Below are 16,759 nucleotides of genomic sequence, written 5' to 3'. Positions count from 1 at the left end.
GGTGACCCCATCGTTCGTTTCTCGAAAGGACACCTCTCATGCATGACGTCGTGATCGCGGGCGGCGGCCCGGTCGGTCTGTTCCTGGCCGGCGAGCTGGCCCTGTCCGGCTGCTCAGTTCTGGTCCTTGAGCGGGACCCGGAACTCACCTCGCCCCTGAAGGCATTCCCGCTCGGGCTGCGGGGCCTGAACGCCGGGTCGGCCGAGACGCTCTACCGCCGCGGCTTACTGGAAGCGACAGCGAATGCTTCCGGAGTCAACCCGGAGAAGGTCGGCGCGGATCCGGAAGTGGTCGAGGCCCCCGACCCTCGCGAGCTGAGCCATTTCGCGGGCATGACGCTCGACGCGGCCGACATCGACACAGCAGCCCTCCCGTCTAGGCTGCCCAGCCCGGCGATGGAGGGGTTCATGACGAGCCTGGAAGCGGTCGGATCGGTGCTGTCCGAGCGGGCTACCGCGCTCGGAGTCGAGATCATCCGGAATGCTCCCGTCACGGCCGTGGCGCAGGACACCGAATCTGTCCTCGTCACGGCAGGCGGCCAGGAGTACCAGGGGCGCTGGCTGGTGGGCTGCGACGGCGGGCGCAGCGCCGTACGTCAGCTCGCCGGCTTCGAATTCGTGGGCACCGAGCCGCTGTTCACCGGCTACGTCGCCAAGGTCACCTTCGCCGATCCCGAGCAGCTGCCGCTCGGGTTCAACCTGACGCCGAACGGCATGTATCTGCGTACGCCCCTCGAAGGGCACCTGGGCATGATGGACTTCGACGGCGGCACCTTCGACCGCTCTCAGCCGCTGACCCGCGAGCACCTCCAGACGGTCCTGTGCCGTATCAGCGGCACCGACGTGACGCTGAGCGAGGTCCATCTCGCCTCCAGCTTCACCGACCGCGCGATGCAGGCGCCGACGTATCGCGAGGGCCGGGTGCTGCTCGCCGGCGACGCAGCACACATCCACTCGCCCCTGGGCGGCCAGGGCCTCAACCTCGGCATCGGCGACGCCGTCAACCTCGGCTGGAAGCTCGCCGCCACCGTGCACGGCTCCGCTCCCGAGGGCCTGCTCGACACCTACACCACCGAGCGGCACCCCGTCGGCGCCGCCGTCCTCGACTGGTCCCGCGCCCAGGTCGCGACCATGAAGCCGGGCCCCAACGCCCCCGCGCTGCGTCAACTCGTCCACGATCTGATGAGCACCACCGACGGAACGACCCACGTGTACCGAAAGACGTCGGGGCTGTTCAACCGCTACGACCTGGGCAGCGAACAGCCCCTCATCGGCCGCACCGCCCCGGACTTCCGCTTCGAGGACGGCACCCGCCTCGGCGAACTGCTGCGCCAGGGGCAGGGAGTTGTGCTCGACTTCAGCACCGACCGTGCGCTGCACGTCGCGGCCAAGGGGTGGGCAGGCCGGATCCACTACGCGGTCGGCCCGGCGCGCAACGACCTCGGGCTGGGTGCCGTGCTGATTCGGCCCGACGGCGTCGTGGCCTGGGCGAGCGAGCCCGCCCCGGATCGCGACGCGTTCGAGCAGGCGGCTGCCCAGTGGTTCGGCGCGCCGCAGAGCTAGAACGAACGGCGGCTCCCCGGCCCCGTTCCAGGAGCGGTGCCGTTCCCCCGCTGCGGATCGACCTCCCCTGCGCCGGAGCATCGGTCTGGAAGCGCAAGACCGCGAACGAGGCCCAGGCCCCTCCACCGCATCAGGCAAGGCCGCCTGCCACCGAACTCGTCGAGCACCAACACCCTCAAGCACCGCCGCAATACCCGACAGCCGAAGGGCAACGACCGTGAACAGCGCCGTCAACACCCCCTCCAGTTCCGAAGGTTCGGCCCCGCACACAGTTGCATGGGTTCGCACCTGGGGCGCCTCCCCGCAGGCACCGGACAACTCCGTCAGCTGCATCGAGCCCTTTGAGAATGCGACGCTGCGGCAAATCGTCCGCATCACAGGCGGCGGACACCGCATCCGCATCCGCATCAGCAACGAGTACGGAACCGCACCGCTGACCATCGGCGCCGCCCGTGTCGCCATCACGGACACCGACGACGGAATCCAGTACGGAAGCGATCACGCGGTGACCTTCAGCGGCCAGCCGAGCGCCACCGTGCCGGCGGGCGCGCCGATCCTCAGTGACCCCATCGATCTGCGGACCGCCGCGCTGTCCCGGCTGACCATCAGCCTCTACCTGCCCGACCGAGTCGACACCGCAACCTGCCACGGGACCTTCCACACGCTCGGCTGGCTCATCCCCGGCGACGCGACCGCCCTCGTGTCGCTGCCCGCGGACGCCGCCCCCTTGCCAGCACAAGCCCTGATCACGGCCGTGGAAGTACAGCCTGAGACAGCGACCCAGGCCATCGCCGTAATCGGCGACTCCCGCGTCGATGGCATGGGATCCACCCCCGGTACCGACCGACGCTGGACGGACAGGCTCGCCGAACGCCTGGCAGCCCGCGGCGGACAGGCACGCTGTGTGGTCAGCCAGGGCATCAACGGCAACCGCATGCTCACCGACGGCATCGGCACCGCCGCCCTCGCCCGCTTCGACCGCGACATCCTCGCTACGCCCGGCCTCGGCCACGTGGTGATCGCCGTGGGCAACGACCTCATCTTCTCCTTCGCCCCACGCACCGAGGAGACCGCCGGATTCCTCTTGATGTTCCCCGGCTCACCCGTCGGCGTCGACGACATCATCGCCGCCCACCTCCAGCTGGCGGCACGCGCCCGCGCGCACGGCGTGAAGGTCTACGCCGCGACCATCGCCCCCTACGGCAGCTCGGAAATGTACTCAGCCGAGGGTGACAAGGCGCGCGAGCAGGTCAACGCATGGATCCGCACGAGCGGCACCTTCGACGGCGTACTCGACTTCGACGCCGTCTGGCGCGACCCCGCCGACCCCACCCACATCCGCAGCGGCCTGCACATGGGTGACAACCTCCACGGCAGTGACGCGGGCTATGCCGCCCTCGCAGAATCCATCGACCTCTCCCTCTTCGACTGACCTCTGACCGAGGCGGCTTCTGAGCGACCTCGCGGCAGAAGGAGCGTCCCCCTGGACGCACCCGACAACGCCGCGGCGTTCGGCACATGCGGTGATCGCACACGCCGAACGCCGTGGCGGGCCGTCAGGAGTCGCCCAGTCAATCGTGCTGTAAGAAGGTCGCCACCGCCGGGCCATACGGGCTCGGCGGTTCCACGAGCACGGGACGGGGCGGAGCGGTCTGCTTGCTGTGGCCCCGGCTCTTGTGCGGTCAGCGGACGGTGACGGCCTCAGCGGGGTCTGTCTCGTCCGCGAGCGTGGCCCTGGTCGGCGGCTGCGCCATCGCCGCCGTGACCGCCACTGGCGCCCTGGTCGGCGCCCTCACCCAGGGTATGGACGGCCTGAAAGTCGTCCGCATCGGCGCGGTCGCCCTCGTGGCCGGAGCCGCCCTGATGACGGCATCGGTATCGGCCGAATCGCTGTGGCTCTTATTCACCGCCAGCGTCGTCGTCGGCATCGACTTCGGTGGCGCTTTCCAGGGCGGACTCCGCCCCATCCTGGCCGAAACGCCCACCGCCCGACGCGCCGGGGCCCTCTCCACGGTCTACATCGTCAGCTACTTCGCCCTCGGCCGTCCCGCGGTCATCGCCTGCATCCTCACCCCAACACTCGGGCTGCACACCGTCGTCGGGGAGCGCCGCGGCTGATGCGGCACGAGCAGGTGGCACGCCGGCACTGGGTCAAGAGGAACTGCCCGCGCTGCCAGGCCGTGGCAGGCAAGAACTATGTCGCCAACGCCCGGATCGGTACAGGCGCGGTGTCGAAGATCCCCCACTACGAGCGGATCGAGCCCATCCTGGCGGAACGCAGAGCCAAGGCGGAGCGCCGACGGCGGGCACCAGGGGCGTATGACATTGCCTGCCCGGATTGCGAAAGGCCGCCGGGCGAACGCTGCGCCTCACCAAGTGGCGGCGTGCATCGCGCACGTGTTGAGCGCGCGCGGGAGGCCGGTCGGTAGATCCGCCGCGTCCAGACACTCCGTTAGAGCACGGCCTGCTGAGCGACACCGAGGCCACGGATGTGGGAACTGACGTGCCCGAGCAGAGTCGCTCAGCATCGACGCGCACCGGCGGCTGTACGGTCGACGCTTCCGGGCGTCGCCTACATCTGACCGGGAGATGAGATGCCGAAGTCGCGGAAGCGCCGCACCGCACGTCCCAGGAATCTGCGTAAGGACCTTCACCGAGCTCTCGCGGCTCCCTTGCGCAACCCACGACCAAAGCACCCTGGCTACGACCAGATCTGCCCGGACGGAGTCCTGATTGAAGAGTTTGGTGAGGAAGGCGCGGTCTGGCTGCAGGAGGAGTACGGCCGCCCTCTGACACTTGCCGAGTTCCGGTTGGAACACAGCATCCGCACGAACGAGTTTCTGCTGGACGATCCGTTCAAGGGACCGGACGTCACCACCGCTGAAGAGATCAGCAAGGTGGTCGAAATGACAGCCATGGTCATCCTGGCGATGGCCGAGCAGCAGGGGGTCCTCACCGATGAGCAAGCCCATGAGGTCGCGGACATCAGGACCATGGCTCCCGTCAATCACGCGGCCGAGGGAATCGACGTTGTACGCGGCGCCTTCCAAGACGGAGGATTCTTCCTCAACGACCGCGGCATGTGGGACTTCAGCGGCGCGGAGGAACAACATGGCTGACACCCCCGCGTCCGGTTCCTGCCTTCGAAGACGGGACAGCACCCGGACAGGCGGATCAGGTCGCGGAGGTGTCGCTGTTCGCGAGTCGCTCCAGGCGGCGGAGCAGCAGTTCTGCGCGGACGAGTGCGGCGATGGCGGTGACCGTGGCTGCGAGCATGACCAGCCAGGCAACGGCTTGCCACGTTGATTCGGTGCGGAACACGTACGGCGTGAACACCGTCATCACGATGGCGAGCACGCTGATCGCGGCCAGCCAGACGAGTCTCATCAAGGTCTCCTCGGGCGTTGTCAGGACGGGTCCGTCGGTGTCTTCTTCGAGCGCGGGGTGTCGAGCAGTTGCGGGGACACGGCTGGCGGCAGGAACCAGAGCCTCGTCATGCCGATGGTCGTCAACGTCGTGGTGGGGACCACCGCGGTGACGTCGCGGACCTGGGCGGCGATGATGCCGGCGGCCAGGGACAGGGCGGCGACGAACACGATGAGGAACCACCCGCCCCTGCGCCCGGCCAGGAACTCCTGGGTGTGGAAGACGGTGTACCACCAGGACACAGCGGCCAGCAGGGTGAAGCTGAACGCGGCACCGGGCACCACGATCGGCAACCAGAAGCGCAGGTTGTCGCCTTCGGGCAGGTAGTCGGCCCACTGGTCGGCGGCATGGTGGAGGAACCACAGGTACAGCGGAATGCTGACCACGGCGTAGATCCACAGCGTCAGCCGCAACGCCCATTCAGCGGGCGTGACCTGCTTCTTTGCTTGGTTCGCCATGGTCGGCACGGTACTGAGCTGCTGGTGGCCGCAGCATGCCTTCACGAGAACTGGCCACGAAAGAGGACAAAACACCCAGGCAGCGGTGGGCCCGTTCCGAGGGCGTGAGCCGCATCGGGGCACGATACCGCCGGATCCTGCGGTACCGCAGTGTCTTACCGGGTGGCGTCCCGCCCGGCGCGTCTGTGGCAGCCGATGTCACCCGGTGGGCTTGCCTTCCCGTCTTGGCGCTGTCCGGACCGGTGTCGGCGTCTACGGTCGGCGCACGCGCACAGGGGCACACGCTGGGGGAGCGGGATGAGGAACTGGGAGAGGGCACTGGCGGTGCTGGAGGCGCTGTGCGAGCGCGGTCAGGCGGCCGGGCACGGCTGGACGCAGAACTCCTTCCGCCGCATCAGCAGCAGGTGGACGCCCTGGAGAACCAGGGCCTGGTGGAGCTTGCCTGCCGGGAGGACCGCGCGGAGCTGTCGGCTCTGGAGGGGCGGCCCGTGCGGTGGGCGGTCCGGCTGACGCCGTATGGCCACGACACCCTCGCTTACGGCCAGTCCCGCCCCCGGGCCGAACCCTCGCCCGGCGAGGCAGCCTTGGACCGGCAGATGGTGGAGCTGATCCCGTCACAGATGGCGGCCCTGCGTGTGTTCGTCGTTCTCGCTGATCAGCTCCGGGTGCCGCCGGCCGACGGGCTGGCGGAGCAGGTCAGGGCGGCCTCGTGTGATCACGGGATCAAGCGGTGGCGGCTGCATCTGACACAGGAGCAGATGGGGTCCGTGGCGTACGGGTTGTGGCTGCACCGGATGACGGGCTCTGCGGCGGAAGCGAACCGCTTCGGCCGCGAGTACGGCGTTGTGTACAGCCCGGGGTGGCCGATCGGTAAATGAGTAGCGTGTTGTCATGGGCGTCGGGACACTGCCTCGGTGACCCGTACTGCACTGTCTCAACTGCTGCGCCCACGCGCCCTGGAGCCCGGAGACCTCGTCGTTGTCGCGGCGCTGTCCGGGCCGCTCGACGCCAGATACGCGCCCGATCTCGAACGGGCCGTGGCCGAGATCGAACGGATGGGAATCCGTGTACGTCTCGCGCCGCTCCTCGAAGCCGGACGGCACCGCTGGTGGAGCGCGGCGCGGCCGGACGAGATCGCCAAGGAGTTCAACGGTCTGCTGCGTGATCCCGAGGTGCGCGCGATCGTCGCGCACGACGGTGGCCATACGGTGTTCGGATACCTCGACCTGATCGACTTCGACGTGATCAGGGCCGACCCCAAGCCGATCCTCGGCTACAGCGACATCTCACTGCTGCACCTGGTGCTCTATGCGCGCACGGGTCTGGTCGGGTTCCACGCCGACCCGGCCACGCCCGGTCTCGGAGGGCACTGGCAAAGAGCGTCCGCGGCCCGCCGGGAGGAGCTGGGGAAGCTGTACTCGGCGCTGCTGACCGACACGGAGCCGATCGGTGCGCTGCCCGCCGGTCCGTCGTGGGAGTGCTGGCGTGCCGGGCGTGCCGAAGGTCCGCTGATCGGCGGGGTCATCAATCGGATCGTGCTGGCGCAGGCGACGCCTTTCGCGCTGCCGCTCGAATGCTTCGACGGCGCGGTGCTGTTCTGGGAGGAGCTGGGCGGCCAGGCATCGTACGTGTGGAGCTATCTGCAGATACTGCGGCACAGCGGGATTCTCGACCGGATCTCCGGCATGGTCGTGGGCGTTCCGGAGGCGATCGACGGACTCGACTCGCCCGACGGCTCTCCGACCCTGGCCGAGATCGTCCTCGATGTCCTCGGTGACCGCGACATCCCGGTCCTGGGCAACGCCGAAGTCGGGCACGCAGGCCCGAATCTGCCGATGCCGGTCGGTATCCGTGCCGCCCTCGATGCAGAGGAGCGGACGTTGTCGCTGCTCGAACCGGCGGTACGACCGCACGCGATGACGGGACCGGTCGGCTGAGCAACGCGGAACAGTGAGCCGACTGCCTTGGTAGCCCAGGGGCCGACTCACGCTTTGGTGATCGCCGCCTTGGGCCGTTTGTTCGGCCTGTAGGAGGGGCCGCTCATGACCACCTGCTGGCTCGTGTTGATCAGCCTGTCCAGGAGCGATTCGGCGACGACCTGTTCGCGAACGCCGTCGGCGTACACGAGCCAGTGGGAGACGTTCACTCGGACAGTGTACGACTGCCAACAACACTGATGATGCGGCGACTTACCCACAAACCTGCCCACCAGGCCATGCCGACGATCCGACCGGACCACGACATGATGGCCACCATGAGTACCGAAGTTTTGGTGGGACTGATTGGACTGTTGGGTGCTCTGGTGGGTGCCGGAGCCGCGTTCGCCGGCGTCGTATACCAACAGCGACATCAGGCTCACCAGGCTCGACGTGATCGGAGGGACTCCGCAGCTGAGGACGCAGCGCAGTCCATCCTGACGAATCTTGACGATATTCCGGGGACCTGATCACAACCTTGATCCGAAACGAGGAGAACCCGGCAGCCTCAGAAGAAACGCGACTCGGGCACGAGCACCTGTCAGAGCTGCAAAAACTCGTCCGCAAGGCAGTACACCGGATCCCGAGTCCGGAACTGCGCAACCGGGTCTTGGACGCCACCCACCTTTGCTTCGGGCCGCTTGCCGCCAGCCACGACTTCCCTTCCCGACGTCGTTCCTGGGCTCGGGCGATGTGCAAAGAGACGCAGGAAGCCCTGGGGTGCTATCTGCGGCTAGAGCCCCTCCCCGAGGAATCGCCATTCTTCAGGCTGGCACGTGATGATCACGAGCGGCGTGTGCACCTGCACAACAACCCTCACCGTCTCGGCAATCAGCAGTAGAGACACTTCTGCCATGTGTGCTTCAGGAACAGGCTCTTCAGGACGCCGAGGACTGGGTCACTGCTGGGTGCCGGGGCGCTGGCGGCGGCCGATGACCAGGGCGTGCCAGCGCTCGTGGGTGGCAGGCTCGCTGTCGACCCAGCGCGCGACCGACGCCGTCTCGAGGGGAAGGCCCGCCATGAAGTGCACGATGTCGGCGTAGTAGGCGTAGTAGGCGTAGTCGTTGTCACGGGTGGCCGCGTGCAGCCGGGAGATCGAGGCGTTGACTTGGTCGTGGTCGTCGCGGACGGCGTGGTGAAAGACGACGGCGAGTTCGAGCAGGAGCGCGGCGGCGGTGATGCCGCTGGCCGTGACCTCACCGCGCGGGCGGTCGGCGCAGTCGGCGAACTCCCCTCCGGCATCGCCGGCGTGGCGGACGAGGGCGGCGACCTGGGCGGTGAGCGTCGTGGCGCGCTGGTCGAGTCCGGCGAGGAGCTGTTCGCGAGGGCGATCTCGCCGTCTGCGCGGGCACGGTTGGTGAAGGCGAGGGTGAGGGCGAGGTGGGCCTGGGCGATGGCCTTCTCGCCGAGGTTGCCGTGCTGTTCGGCCTCGGTGCGGGCGGCGGTGTATGCGGCGGCCTGGGGCATGTCGCCGTGGGCGAAGTGGATGTCGCCGAGGACACGGTGGCCGCGGCCCGGCCAGCCGAGGGTTTCGGCGGTGGCGAGTGCGGTGGGGAATTGGCTGGCCGCTCGCGCGAGGTGGGCCAGGGCGCAGGCGGCGTCTGGGGCGTACCGGCCGCCGCTGGCGGCGACTTGCTGCATGCCGTCGCGGGAGGCGGCCGACTGGCCGAGGTCGCGGTGTGCTTTGGCTCAGCTTGTTTCCGCTGAAACCGTGTCCCTCGCAGGTCATGTCTCCTTGGGCGTGCGGGCGTCGGCCTGGCGGTGTCGCGTTTGCAGGCGGGTTTGTGTTGCCATAACTGGTCCTTGAAGTTCGCTCGGTGGGATGGTGGCGGTGAGCCTGAGCACAATAGGTGTCGTATTTGCACGACAACTGTCGTCATCCGGGTCCGGCCTCCTTGCGCAGGTGCTCTTGGTCCAGTTCCGCGGGTCGCCGGGAAGCGGCGTTGTCGGTGGGCTCTGCCAGGGTGTGCGTCGTGGATGAACTGGTGGAGCGTGTCGACGATCAAGATCGTGTGCTGGGGGTGGTGGTCAGCCGCCGGCAGGCCATCCGGGAGGGTTGGCTGCACCGGGTCGCCGTGACGGTGTGTCGTGATGAGCGTGGGCGGATCCTCGTCCATCGGCGGTCGGAGCGGCTGTCGCGCTTCCCCGGGTTCTATGAGGTCGTGGTCGGTGGCGCCGTGGATGTCGGTGAGTCCTATGAACAGGCCGCCTCGCGGGAGCTGGCCGAAGAGCTGGGCATTCGTGTGCTGCCGCGCTTGCTGTTCACGTTCCTCAACCGCGGCGGTTTGAGCCCTCACTGGCTCGGCGTGCACGAAGCCGTGGTGCCGGACGCCGTGGTCGCCGATCCTGATGAGGTCGCCTGGCATGGCTGGCTGGCCGAGCCGGAGTTGCGGTCGGCCCTGCTGGAGTGGCGCTTCACCCCCGACAGCCACGAAGCCTTCAGCCGGTATCTCGCGTTCCGGACCGCGCGGTCCTGACCTTGCCCGCCTTGCGGGCTGGGACGCCTGCTTGAGGCCAACGCGCCTTGTGCGAGGGGCTGTTCGTGATAGGGAGTACGGATGCTTGGTCGACTCCCTCTCGTTGAGCAACTCGATGGCTTGCGGTCCGTGCTCTCCCAGAACGAGGTCCTGACCGGCGTGCTGACCAGGGCAGCGACGATGGAGCTGCCCGGCTGGTATGTGACGGCGGGTTGCCTTTTCCAGACGGTGTGGAACGTGGTCACCGACAGGCCCCCGACCAGCGGCATCAAGGACTACGACATCTTCTACTTCGACGGCACCGACCTGTCCTGGGAGGCGGAGGATGCCGCGATCAAGGCAGGGCAGGAGGTGTTCGCCGGGCTGCCGGCCGAGGTGGAGGTCCGCAACGAGGCCCGCGTGCACCTCTGGTACGAGCAGAAATTCGGCGTGCCCTGCCCGCCTCACGAGTCCACCGAGGCGGCGATCGACTCGTTCGCCGCGACGACGTGCTGTCTGGGGGTGCGGCTGGACCCCGACGGTGGGTGGCGCGTCTATGCGCCCCACGGGCTCTCCGACGTGTTCAACCTCGTGGTCCGGCCGAACCCGGTCCTTGCCCCGCGGGAGGTCTATGAAGCCAAGGCAGCGCGCTGGAGAGACGAGTGGCCGGAACTCACCGTGCTGCCGTGGCCGGGCTGACGCTCGGATGCGGGTGGTCATGCGGCGAGTTCCTCTCCGGCGGGCCAGTTGTCCTTGACGGCCGCCCTCAATGGCTGCGACATCCATGCGGGGCGTCGCAGGTAGGTGCTGAGAGCGCGGTCGGCTGACAAACGGCACCCCTTTCCCGGGAGTCGGTGATCTTCGGAGTTGTCGACAACTGGCTCGCTCCGTCTCAGGCGGGTGTGGTTCAACGCGGAGAAGGGCTTCGGCTTCATCGAGCAGGACGGCGGCGGCCCCGACGTCTTCGCCCACTACTCGAACATCGCCAGCCAGGGCTTCCGTGAGCTGCAGGAAGGCCAGAAGGTGAAGTTCGACGTCACGCAGGGCCAGAAAGGCCCGCAGGCGGAGAACATCACTCCCGCCTAACGACGCACGAAGAAGACCCGGTCAATACATCCACCGGCCGGGTATGCGTCGGTCTTCGCCCCGCCTCCAGACCTGTACGGTCCGGACGGCGGGGCGTCGTGCATTGTCGAGCCTGCGGCAGTCACCGAGGTGTCGAACCCGTCGTCATGTTCCGGCAACATCTGCGCGCGCTCCATGATCGGCTGCCACTGTGGCCCACACATTTACTGCACTGTCTTGGGGGGGCCTCGAGTGCGCCGCTTCATCCTGCCCGTCTCCGCCGTCTTGTTGACCGTCGCCTGCAGCAGCGGCACACCGAGGCCGACGCTTACCGCCCATGACCCTGGTGGCCCCGCAACGCCCACCCATTCCGCGGCTACGCCCGCCCGCAGCGCGCCTCGTACAGCGAAGCCGAAGCCGTCCGCGTCGACGAAGGACTGCCCGCCCACGCGGGACATCATTGTTTGGGCGAAGGTGCCTGACGTGCCCGCCGGTGCACAGGAGTTGGGGAACTACAACGCGGCGACGTGCGAGTCCACGTTCAAGTGGCTGGAGCAGACCTCCCCGAAGGAAGCTGGCGACTGCCTCGAAGCGGCGTGGGCGAGCCAGAAATGCGGCCTTGAGCGCGAGGCAGGGTGGACCTGTTCACGGGGTGTCTCCTCTTCGCGAGGTGGGGCGCCGGGGACGCTTCGGGCAGCGCGGGCCGCATTCGTAGACCTCGACGCTCAGGTCGTAGGCGCCGCTGGACCCCGTCGCGCGGCCGGCGGACCGGGCCCCGCGGGTGAGCCGCTTCCGGCACCAGCAGCAGTCCCACCCCGAGTACTGAGCGCGGGTCAGATCGGCGACCCGGGGCGGCTTCCGTTTCCAGTAGGTCATCGGTCGGCGAGCGGGACCAAGCCGTACCGGATCTGGCAGGGATGGCACGCGAACCGCTGGCGGCCCGTTCCCGGGCCGGATCCCGACTCTTCGATCTGGATCAGGCGGACGTCCCGCGTGACCCCTTTATGCCAGGCGCAGTATGCGTAGGCCGTCGGGGTGGTGGGCGCGCTCTGGGTCTGCGTAATCTCTGCCATGTCGACTCCAACCAGTCGTCCACGCCCGGGGCCGTTCGCGCGGCCGCCGGGGTTCATACGATCTGGCCAGGATCTTGTGACGGACGGTGTCGACTCGATCCACCACCGGTAATCTCACGGTGAGATGGCTTTCCATCCCGCCATGGAAACCGGGGGCCGCACCATGCCGACCGCACTCGAACCGATCGAACTGCCCGACTGGGCATGGGAGTGCGCCGAGGTCCGCCAGGCCCTCCGCGCCCGCGACATGGGTGCCGTGTTCCGCCAGGTGCAGCAGTACGCCGGGGCCAGCCAGTTCCGCATCGCCGTGGCCACCGGGATGACGCAGGCCCGCATCAACGAGATCATCAACAGGCGCCCGCGAGGTGTCCCGCCTCGACGTGTACGAGCGGATCGCTGACGGCCTCCACATGCCTGACGACGCCCGGCACCTGCTCGGCCTCGCCGCGAGCCGAGAGAAGCGCTCCGGCGGGCCAGCCTTCGACCTCGCCGCGTTCCCCGAGGTGGTCCGTGTGTACGCGGCACAGAACTCGGCGGCCGACGAAATCCAGCAACAGGCCCGCGAGGCAAAGGAACTGGACGTCCTGGCCGTGCGCGGCCTCGGCCTGATCGGGCTGAACGACAGCCTGCTGCGCGCCTGCCTTCCCCGCGACCAGGGCGGCAAGGGGCTCCGCATCCGCGTCCTGCTGCTCGACCCGGACTCCGACGTCCTGGACCGTCGCGCAGCCGAGATCGGGGAGTCTGCCGAATCCCTCGCCAGCGGTGTGCGCCTGGCCGAGGCGCGGCTGCGGGAACTGGCCGACTCCTCCGAGATCAAGGTGTACCGATATCGCATGCTGCCCACTTGGCGGCTCATCCGCACGGACTCCACCATGTTCGTCAGCGCCTTCGACGCGGGGTGGGAAGGCCACGAGAGCGCCACGTACAAGGTTATGGAGACACCGCACGGGCCCCTCTTCCGGGGGTTCCGCCGGATGTTCGATGCGATCGTGGACGGCGCGCAGCGGACAGTGTGAACTGAGAGGGGAACCGCACGTGATTGAGGCGGAGTTGAAGGCCCGGGTCCACTCGCCCGAGGCGGTCATGCGGCAGCTCGACGAGCGCACCGAGGCCCGCGTCGAGGTGTACCAGGACACCTACTACGACCGGCCGGACGGCTCGTTGGAGAAGCAGGACCAGGAGCTGCGGGTGCGCACCGTCCGCGGCCCGAGCAGTCCCCGGACTGCCCTTACTTTCAAGGGCGCAACGGTCGACGAGGCCTCCGGTTCGAAGCCCGAGCACGAGACGCGCGTCGAGGACTCCGAGGCCGCGCACGCCATCCTGCAGGGGCTCGGGTACGTCCCGTCGATCGCCTTCGAGAAGTGGTGCCGTAACTACGACTTCGAGGCCCGCGGCCGGCAGATGCTCGCCACCCTGGTGCGGGTGCCGGAGATCGACGGGACGTTCCTCGAGGTCGAGACGATTGTCGTCGAGGAGGACGTTACGGCCGCGCTGGACGACATCCGTGCCGTGCTCGCCGACCTCGGCATCGGCCCCGAGGACCTGACACGGGAGCTGTACACGGACGCGGTCGCCGCCCGCCGTCGCTGACCCCGGACATGAATGCCCCCTGTACGGTCACGAGGGCCAAGCAGGGGGCTTTTGGGCTACCGGCCGTCGAGGTAGGCCTGCACGGGCGGGAACAGTCCGCGCGGCACGTACCGGTGGATCTCGCCGGGTGCGGCCCAGGCGATGGCGGATACCTCGCGCGACGATGCGGCGCGCGCCCTGCCCCCGCGAACCGTGCACGCCACGTAGGCGATGAGCCGGCCGGTGTCGGGATGCACGCGTTCGCCGAGCAGCCTGACCGCCTCCACACCGAGGCCGGTCTCCTCGAGCGTCTCCCGGACGGCCGCCTGCTCGGCCGTTTCGCCCGGCTCGACGGTGCCACCAGGCAGTGCCCAGACGAGATCGGCCTCGGGGGCGGCGCGACAGATCAGCAGGAGCCGGCCGTGGTCAACAACTACGCTCATCGCCAAGACTGGTTGCTCGCCCACCGGTCGCCCCTCCACGTGCTCACGAGAGTTCCGCGCGTCCTCGCGGCCTACCCAATTTCTAACCCCTCCATGGAGAGCTCGCGGTGGCAGGGTTCTCGGCGTCGCCGAGGGAGTCGCCTGCCAACTGCCCACGTGGACCCGCTCCACCGAGCGCATCGGCCGTCCACGCCGGGTGGGGTGCGCCTTCGAGACCGGCAGGATGCGCCGCACGTGGTAAAGCGCCCACGGGCAGGTGAGCTCCTCCTCGAAGGCGGCGAGCACGGGCCGGTCCTCGCCGCGGCCGGGGTCGAACTGGTCCAGCAGGCTTCGGCGGCCGAACAGCTTCGCCTGCGGGTTGAGGCTGACCGACGTGTACTCCAGGCGCAGCACCCGTCCGGCGATGTCCGGGTGGGCTCGCATCCGGTCCAGGTGTGCGTCCATGGCGCCCATCGAGACAGGGAAACGGCAAGTTATTGAGAATTGAGACAGGGGTGTGACCTTTCTGGGGGCAGGAGGTTGCCGAGGTGCAGGTGGTGGCGCCGCAGCGCTCGGGGCGTTGTCACAGCCGGGTGGTATCTATGCCGCTGCACAGAACCGCAGGTGGTCCTCGACGGCCCGCCCGTACGCGTCGACCGTGTTGGGTGCTCGCCCGATGTTGGCTGTGAACTGCAGCCACCGGTGCGCTTGTTGATGCTCTGCGACAGTGGGGAACTTGCCCCACGGGATAGGGGCCATTTCCGCAGGTTAGCGCTGTGACTCCCAAGATGGTCGGCTTGGGCAGGTCAGTCATCACTGCAAAATTTGAACGTGTTCAATATACTGTGGAGCAAGCGACGGGCCCTGGCTCTGGTCGCAGCCCGGGTGCCTGGCGAGAGGGGTGCGTGTGGGGCGAAGAACGGGGCGTTGGGCTGCTTTGGTAGCTGCGACGACAGTGCTGACCGTGTCCTGCGGCTTGGCGCCAGCGGTCTATGCGGCGGACATCTCCGTGAATAAGTTGGCGGGCCGATGGACGAGCGAGGCGGGTACATCCCTGACATTTCAAAAGGACCACACCTTCACCAGCGAGCACTTCACTGCGTCAGACTGTGGCGACCTCAGGACGCCGGAATCCGGTACCTGGGCGTTCTATGCGCCTACCGGGAACGATGGGTTCGATGCTCCTGATGAAGCAGCTACACGTGGTTCCGTTCTGTCCCTGGAGTCGGTTGCCAGCAAGTGCACGGTGACCGTCTACCTGTTCGGCGATCAAGATGACCCTGTCATGTGTCCAACGGGCGACGCGGATGCTGGCTGCCCCTCCGGCGAGTATCTCCGCCGCTCAGACTGATCCGTCGGGTCGATGAGATCGCCCACTGGAATCACTCGATTCCACATAAAGCAGAAGCTGCAGTAGCTCTTCTCCCACCGCACGCCGAACCGCTCGACAGAGACGCTTCGCACCGCTCTCGCCGCACGGGGACCATCTGGATGTCGAGGCGCTGGACGGCCTGGACCCCCAGGTCGGGACGGGCGGCTGCCCGTGGATCGGGGATCGTGGTGCGGTGGCCTCGTCTGCGGTACAGGCCGGCGAGTCCGGCCTGCCGCATCAGCCGGGCCCGGCATGCCCGCGGCGACCTTCGAGCGTCTCACCTGCGCACCTGCCAGTGCTATGAACGCGGTTGCAGTTGGCACCGCCCCCACCACGGGTGCGCCGGACCCATCCGCCTGCTCCTGGCCTGCGAACGCGGTGGCCGCATCTGGCGCCTCGCCGACACCTGTGGTGCCTGTGCCGCGGCAACTGCGCAGGCCGCCATCGTGCCCGACACCGTGCTGGCCGCACCGCTCCATCCGCCTTCCGCGAGGCCGCGCCGCAGCCGGCGCTCCAGAGGCCCAGGAGAGCGCGTCCGGGTGGGCGAGATCCTCGGCTACCTGGCCGTGGCCCTGCCCAAGGACATTTCTGCCAGGGCGAGGCTTCTCGCCCTGCAGTGCGCGCTGCGCATGAACGCATCCATGCAGGTCGAGCTTCCCGCGGGTCTGCTGCGCGGTCTTCGCATCAAGGCGGTGGAGGCCTGCCGCGAGCTTGAGCGGGCACGGTGGCTGACCACGGCGGACAGTCCCCGAGCGGACGGAATCACCGCACAGCTTCGCGATGCCACGCTGTTGGCACAGTCACCTGCCCGCCCCGACCGGCGGCGCGCTGCCGACTGGGCACTGCACACCGGATGCCCCGCGCGGATAGGGGCGACAGAGCCTCGACTGCGGCTGCCGGGCCTCTATCTCGCGGCGCACAGCGATCCGTCCTCGGGAGAGGGGCGGAGCGAATGCGACCGGATCATCCGTGACTGCCGCATGCATCATCAGGGGTTCCACGGTGCGCTCAGCCACCTGATGGCGACCGGCATTCTGGAGGGGTGGCGGATCTGCCCTGGCTCAGGGGACGTGCACTGGACGCTTGCGCCAGGACGATGACGGGCGTCCCGACGGGCCGGCGCGGAACGAGGCCGTGAAAGATCACAGGGCGTGCTCGGGGTGATGGCGCTATTCGAGAACGGCTCTGGCCGCAGTTCGGAATCCCCATCAGCGGTTCGGAGTACCTCAGCGACGGCCGCCGGCCGGCTCCTGCCGGCTCCATCGACCTACCACCGACGCCGCCGACAAGCCTCGCTCGGCCGGCTGGCCCCCATCGAATTCGAGACTGTCATGACCACAGCGGCCCTCCAGGCCGCGTGATCGAACCTGACCTGTCACC

18 protein-coding genes and 1 pseudogene are annotated in these 16,759 nt (G+C 68.3%); 14 read left to right on the top strand and 5 right to left on the bottom strand.

Annotated features, from left to right (window positions below; genetic code table 11):
- Positions 1–38 precede the first annotated feature (38 nt).
- The 4 genes from OG568_RS50390 (at position 39) to OG568_RS50375 (ending at position 4,681) form a co-directional block, all read left to right on the top strand.
- On the top strand, positions 39–1,562 hold the full coding sequence (locus OG568_RS50390) for an FAD-dependent monooxygenase (protein ID WP_329536849.1): 1,524 nt from the start codon (positions 39–41) through the stop codon (positions 1,560–1,562).
- Positions 1,563–1,779: 217 nt separating this feature from the next.
- Positions 1,780–2,994: an SGNH/GDSL hydrolase family protein gene (locus OG568_RS50385; RefSeq protein ID WP_329536848.1), complete on the top strand. Its 1,215-nt coding sequence runs from the start codon at positions 1,780–1,782 to the stop codon at positions 2,992–2,994.
- A gap of 296 nt (positions 2,995–3,290) precedes the next feature.
- Complete coding sequence (locus tag OG568_RS50380; RefSeq protein WP_329536847.1) at positions 3,291–3,680, top strand: hypothetical protein; 390 nt, start codon at positions 3,291–3,293, stop codon at positions 3,678–3,680.
- Between the two features lie 476 nt (positions 3,681–4,156).
- Positions 4,157–4,681 carry a hypothetical protein gene (locus OG568_RS50375; RefSeq protein WP_329536846.1) on the top strand — a complete coding sequence of 175 codons (525 nt, stop codon included), beginning with the start codon at positions 4,157–4,159 and terminating at the stop codon, positions 4,679–4,681.
- A 55-nt stretch (positions 4,682–4,736) separates the two neighbouring features.
- Here the strand turns inward: OG568_RS50375 and OG568_RS50370 are convergent, their stop codons facing one another.
- Positions 4,737–4,949, bottom strand: a complete 213-nt coding sequence (locus tag OG568_RS50370) for a hypothetical protein (protein ID WP_329536845.1) — start codon at positions 4,947–4,949, stop codon at positions 4,737–4,739.
- Between the two features lie 20 nt (positions 4,950–4,969).
- Positions 4,970–5,446, bottom strand: a complete 477-nt coding sequence (locus OG568_RS50365; RefSeq protein WP_329536844.1) for a hypothetical protein — start codon at positions 5,444–5,446, stop codon at positions 4,970–4,972.
- A 338-nt stretch (positions 5,447–5,784) separates the two neighbouring features.
- On the opposite strand from OG568_RS50365, the gene OG568_RS50360 reads away from it, so the two are divergent.
- Positions 5,785–6,324: a DUF6417 family protein gene (locus OG568_RS50360; RefSeq protein ID WP_329536843.1), complete on the top strand. Its 540-nt coding sequence runs from the start codon at positions 5,785–5,787 to the stop codon at positions 6,322–6,324.
- A gap of 36 nt (positions 6,325–6,360) precedes the next feature.
- Complete coding sequence (locus tag OG568_RS50355) at positions 6,361–7,383, top strand: S66 peptidase family protein (protein WP_329536842.1); 1,023 nt, start codon at positions 6,361–6,363, stop codon at positions 7,381–7,383.
- Positions 7,384–7,430: 47 nt separating this feature from the next.
- On the opposite strand, the pseudogene OG568_RS50350 reads toward OG568_RS50355, so the two are convergent.
- Together OG568_RS50350 and OG568_RS50345 are read right to left on the bottom strand one after the other, a co-directional pair.
- Positions 7,431–7,544 (bottom strand): annotated as a pseudogene (locus OG568_RS50350) (ATP-binding protein); the annotation flags it as partial.
- Positions 7,545–8,320: 776 nt separating this feature from the next.
- Entirely contained in the window at positions 8,321–8,443 is a 123-nt protein-coding gene (locus tag OG568_RS50345) for a hypothetical protein (protein WP_329536841.1), read from the bottom strand.
- A gap of 359 nt (positions 8,444–8,802) precedes the next feature.
- On the opposite strand from OG568_RS50345, the gene OG568_RS50340 reads away from it, so the two are divergent.
- The 7 genes from OG568_RS50340 to cyaB all read left to right on the top strand — a co-directional run bounded on the left by OG568_RS50340 (position 8,803) and on the right by cyaB (position 13,606).
- Complete coding sequence (locus OG568_RS50340) at positions 8,803–9,129, top strand: hypothetical protein (protein ID WP_329536839.1); 327 nt, start codon at positions 8,803–8,805, stop codon at positions 9,127–9,129.
- 266 nt (positions 9,130–9,395) lie between these two features.
- Positions 9,396–9,899: an NUDIX domain-containing protein gene (locus OG568_RS50335; protein WP_443077923.1), complete on the top strand. Its 504-nt coding sequence runs from the start codon at positions 9,396–9,398 to the stop codon at positions 9,897–9,899.
- A gap of 81 nt (positions 9,900–9,980) precedes the next feature.
- The gene (locus OG568_RS50330) at positions 9,981–10,577 is read left to right on the top strand and encodes a nucleotidyltransferase family protein (RefSeq protein WP_329536837.1); all 597 of its coding nucleotides are present in this window, start codon (positions 9,981–9,983) and stop codon (positions 10,575–10,577) included.
- Positions 10,578–10,778: 201 nt separating this feature from the next.
- Positions 10,779–10,964 carry a cold-shock protein gene (locus tag OG568_RS50325; protein WP_443077968.1) on the top strand — a complete coding sequence of 62 codons (186 nt, stop codon included), beginning with the start codon at positions 10,779–10,781 and terminating at the stop codon, positions 10,962–10,964.
- Positions 10,965–12,158: 1,194 nt separating this feature from the next.
- Positions 12,159–12,416: a hypothetical protein gene (locus OG568_RS50320; protein WP_329536834.1), complete on the top strand. Its 258-nt coding sequence runs from the start codon at positions 12,159–12,161 to the stop codon at positions 12,414–12,416.
- A 10-nt stretch (positions 12,417–12,426) separates the two neighbouring features.
- The gene (locus OG568_RS50315; RefSeq protein ID WP_329536833.1) at positions 12,427–13,032 is read left to right on the top strand and encodes an XRE family transcriptional regulator; all 606 of its coding nucleotides are present in this window, start codon (positions 12,427–12,429) and stop codon (positions 13,030–13,032) included.
- A gap of 19 nt (positions 13,033–13,051) precedes the next feature.
- Positions 13,052–13,606 carry a class IV adenylate cyclase gene (gene cyaB, locus OG568_RS50310; protein ID WP_329536832.1) on the top strand — a complete coding sequence of 185 codons (555 nt, stop codon included), beginning with the start codon at positions 13,052–13,054 and terminating at the stop codon, positions 13,604–13,606.
- A gap of 56 nt (positions 13,607–13,662) precedes the next feature.
- Here cyaB and OG568_RS50305 read toward each other — a convergent pair whose 3' ends face one another.
- Positions 13,663–14,472, bottom strand: a complete 810-nt coding sequence (locus OG568_RS50305; protein ID WP_329536831.1) for an NUDIX hydrolase — start codon at positions 14,470–14,472, stop codon at positions 13,663–13,665.
- Between the two features lie 1,446 nt (positions 14,473–15,918).
- On the opposite strand from OG568_RS50305, the gene OG568_RS50300 reads away from it, so the two are divergent.
- Complete coding sequence (locus tag OG568_RS50300) at positions 15,919–16,479, top strand: hypothetical protein (RefSeq protein ID WP_329536830.1); 561 nt, start codon at positions 15,919–15,921, stop codon at positions 16,477–16,479.
- Positions 16,480–16,759 lie beyond the last annotated feature (280 nt).

It is taken from the genome of Streptomyces sp. NBC_01450, assembly GCF_036227505.1.
Taxonomy (GTDB): Bacteria; Actinomycetota; Actinomycetes; order Streptomycetales; family Streptomycetaceae; genus Streptomyces.
The sequence above is the reverse complement of the archived record's forward strand: the minus strand, read 5'-3'. Positions and strand labels throughout refer to the sequence as shown.